The organism is Streptomyces sp. NPDC033229 (genome assembly GCF_055576875.1).
Map to the genome: position 1 here is coordinate 36,777 of NZ_JBVIQR010000025.1, position 2,736 is coordinate 39,512.

General features: G+C 69.9%; 3 protein-coding genes. 2 read left to right on the forward strand and 1 reads right to left on the reverse strand.

What is annotated here, in order from left to right:
* Positions 1-193: 193 nt before the first annotated feature.
* Positions 194-589 (reverse strand): VOC family protein, encoded by a 396-nt coding sequence (locus ACZ53N_RS21985; RefSeq protein WP_469142519.1) that lies wholly within the window; start codon positions 587-589, stop codon positions 194-196.
* A gap of 151 nt (positions 590-740) precedes the next feature.
* Here ACZ53N_RS21985 and ACZ53N_RS21990 point away from each other — a divergent pair, with 151 nt between their 5' ends.
* Both ACZ53N_RS21990 and ACZ53N_RS21995 read left to right on the forward strand, forming a co-directional pair.
* Positions 741-1,859 (forward strand): DUF5937 family protein, encoded by a 1,119-nt coding sequence (locus ACZ53N_RS21990; RefSeq protein WP_469142520.1) that lies wholly within the window; start codon positions 741-743, stop codon positions 1,857-1,859.
* Between the two features lie 474 nt (positions 1,860-2,333).
* A partial coding sequence (locus ACZ53N_RS21995) for an FG-GAP repeat domain-containing protein (protein ID WP_469142597.1) occupies positions 2,334-2,736 on the forward strand: 403 nt, incomplete at its 3' end.

Below are 2,736 nucleotides of genomic sequence, written 5' to 3' on the forward strand. Positions count from 1 at the left end.
GAACCCAACCCCCCCCCCGTCCCACCCCCCCCACCACCCCCCCCCCCCCCCCCCCCCCCCCCCGGGGGGGGGGGGGGTTGAAAACCCCCCCCCCCCCCCCCCCGCTTCGGGTTCGGGATATCGCTGCCTTCACCCACCGGCGCCAGGTGCCCCGGAGCGATGACGGACTCGACCCCCTATGCGACGGCGTCGCTCAGCATTCGGGCCGTTCCCGGCGGGCGGCCAGGGAGAAGGGGTGCCCGGCGGGGTCGGAGTAGATCCGCACATCGCCGGGGCCGCCGTTGTCCTTGGTGTCCAGCGGCCGGGCACCGAGAGCGATGGCCTCGCGTTCCGCCTCGTCCATGTCGTCCCGGGCAACGAGGAGGCGGAGGTGCGCCTGCTGGGAGTCGTCCGGTCGCGGCCAACTGGGCGGCGCCAGACCGTGATCCTTTCGGATCGCCAGGTGGGCGCCGTCGAGGCCGACGACCTCGATGAAATCGGGGTCGGCTCCCGGTTGCGTGCGCGCGTCGAGCAGCGTGGCGTAGAACTCCGCCAACGCCTCGGGCTCGGCGCAGTCCAGAATCAGGACACTGGTTTTCGCGACGGTCATCTGATATCCCCTCACCACGGTCGGAAAGGCCGGTCGCGTGCGTCTTCGGGACTCCTACCCGCAAACCGGCGCGGCACCGCGGCGGGCCCGGGCCCGGGTCCGAGCGGCCGCACGTCGGGGGTCCGGCGCGGCGGCAGGCACCATGGTGGGCATGAGCGTCTTCATCGACATCGCGGGTCTGGCGACCGCGGACATCGTCTTCGAGTTGTCCCCGCTCGCCGAGTTGAGCCTCGCCCTGCACACCTTGTCCGAGCCCGGGCACCACCCGGGCTTGGCGGGCTGGGCCACGGCCACGGCGACCTCGCTCGAACCGGATCTCGCGGGCCGCCTCTGCGAAGCCGACTTCCTCTGGCGCAATACGTTCTCCGACCTCTTCATGCCGTTCGCCGGGGTGCGCGGCGGTGACGGCAGGACCCGGCCGACGCTCGCCGAGGAGCTGGACCTGCTCGACCGGCTGGACGACGAGCAGTTCGTCTCGACGGCCTTGGAGTTCTGCAGCCTCGACTCGTACAACACGGGCGGGGTGTCACCGCTTGTCGATCCGGCGGCACGCGCACGGGCGTTGGAGCTGGCGACGGCCCGCGGTCCGCAACAGATGGAGTTCACCGAGCGGCTGCTCAAGGACCCCGATTCGGTACGTGTGTGGGTGCGTCGTCTCGTCGAGGACTGCGACGCCGCCTTCTTCGCGGACACCTGGCGCCGGGTACAGGGCAAGCTGGCCGCCGACGCCCGGCACAAGACACAGCTGTTGCGGCGGAAAGGACTCGGTCACGCACTGACCGCGGTTTCGCCGGCCCTGGCCCTGGAGGACGGCGGCGCGCGGATCCGTGCCGACAAGCTGTCGGAGGGGCAGGCGACGGCGACGGACCCCGAGGTGGGGCCGGGCCTCACCTTCGTGCCGTCACACTTCGGCTGGCTGCATCTGATGATCCTGCATCGGCCGGGGTGGCGTCCGGTCGTCCACTACCCCGTCGGCGGGCCCGAACTTCCGGCGCCCGCATCGGTGGAGCTGCTCAAGCTGCGGCTCGAAGCCCTGGCCCACCCCGTACGGATGCAGGTGTGCCGCACCACGGCCCGCGCCCCGCACACGACGGGGGAACTGGCCGTCATCCTCGGCATCAGCGCACCCGAGGTCTCCCGCCATCTGGCGGTGCTGAAGAAGGCCGGCCTGATCGTCACGCGCCGTCGTGGCCGGTACGTCATGTACCAGCTCGACATCACGGTGGTGGCCCGGCTCAGCAGCGACTTCCTGGAGGGGATCCTGCGCTGAGGGCCTGCCCGTGGGTGTTCCGGGGTGTTCCACCGGGCCCGACGCCGGTGCGAAACCTGGATTCCCGGCCTGTCCATGGCCGCCCGTCCCCCGGACGGCACCGTTGCCGGACACCCGCTGCGACCATGATGGTCCTGGGGCTCGACGACCGCCCTCTGCCGAGCGGCACCATCCACTACGCCGCTCCGTTCGGCATCGGGCCCGCGCCTTCGTCCGGCTCTGCCGGGGAGTTCCCGGCCCGGCCGACGCTCGGCTCGAATTTCGCGCCCCGGCGATCGGTTTCAGCACTACGAACGGCGGATGGCGGTGCGATGACGATCACCATGGGCGGCCTACGGAATGAGTCCGTCAGCCTCCTTTTCCGGCCTACTGACCGGCTCTTCAACTCTGTTGATGAACATCGGCCTCTAGTATCGGGCGAGCTCGCGAGATCTTCTCGGGAGAAAGTGTCAGGGAGGCATTCCTGTGCGCACCATGAAGGCTATTGCCGCGTTCGCCCCTGTGGTTCTGGGCATGCTACTCGCCGCTCCCGGCGCCGCCGTGGCGGCGGGCGACGAGCACACATCGACCAGTGCCCGGCAGATCAACGCTCCCGCATTCGGCAACTTCATCCTGCAAACCGGTACGGCGCTCCACGAGACGGGCGACAACTTCGCCACCGCGACGGCCGACTGGGACCGGGACGGCCGCCCGGACCTGGTCGCCATAAAGAAAAACAGAACCGGCACCAACAGCACCGAAGTCCACATCCTCTCCGGCGCCAGCAACTTCCAACGCTACATCCTCCAGACCGGCACAGCACTCCACGAAACAGACGACTCGTTCGACTTCGCCATAACCGACTGGGACCGAGACACCCGCCCCGACCTCGTCGCCA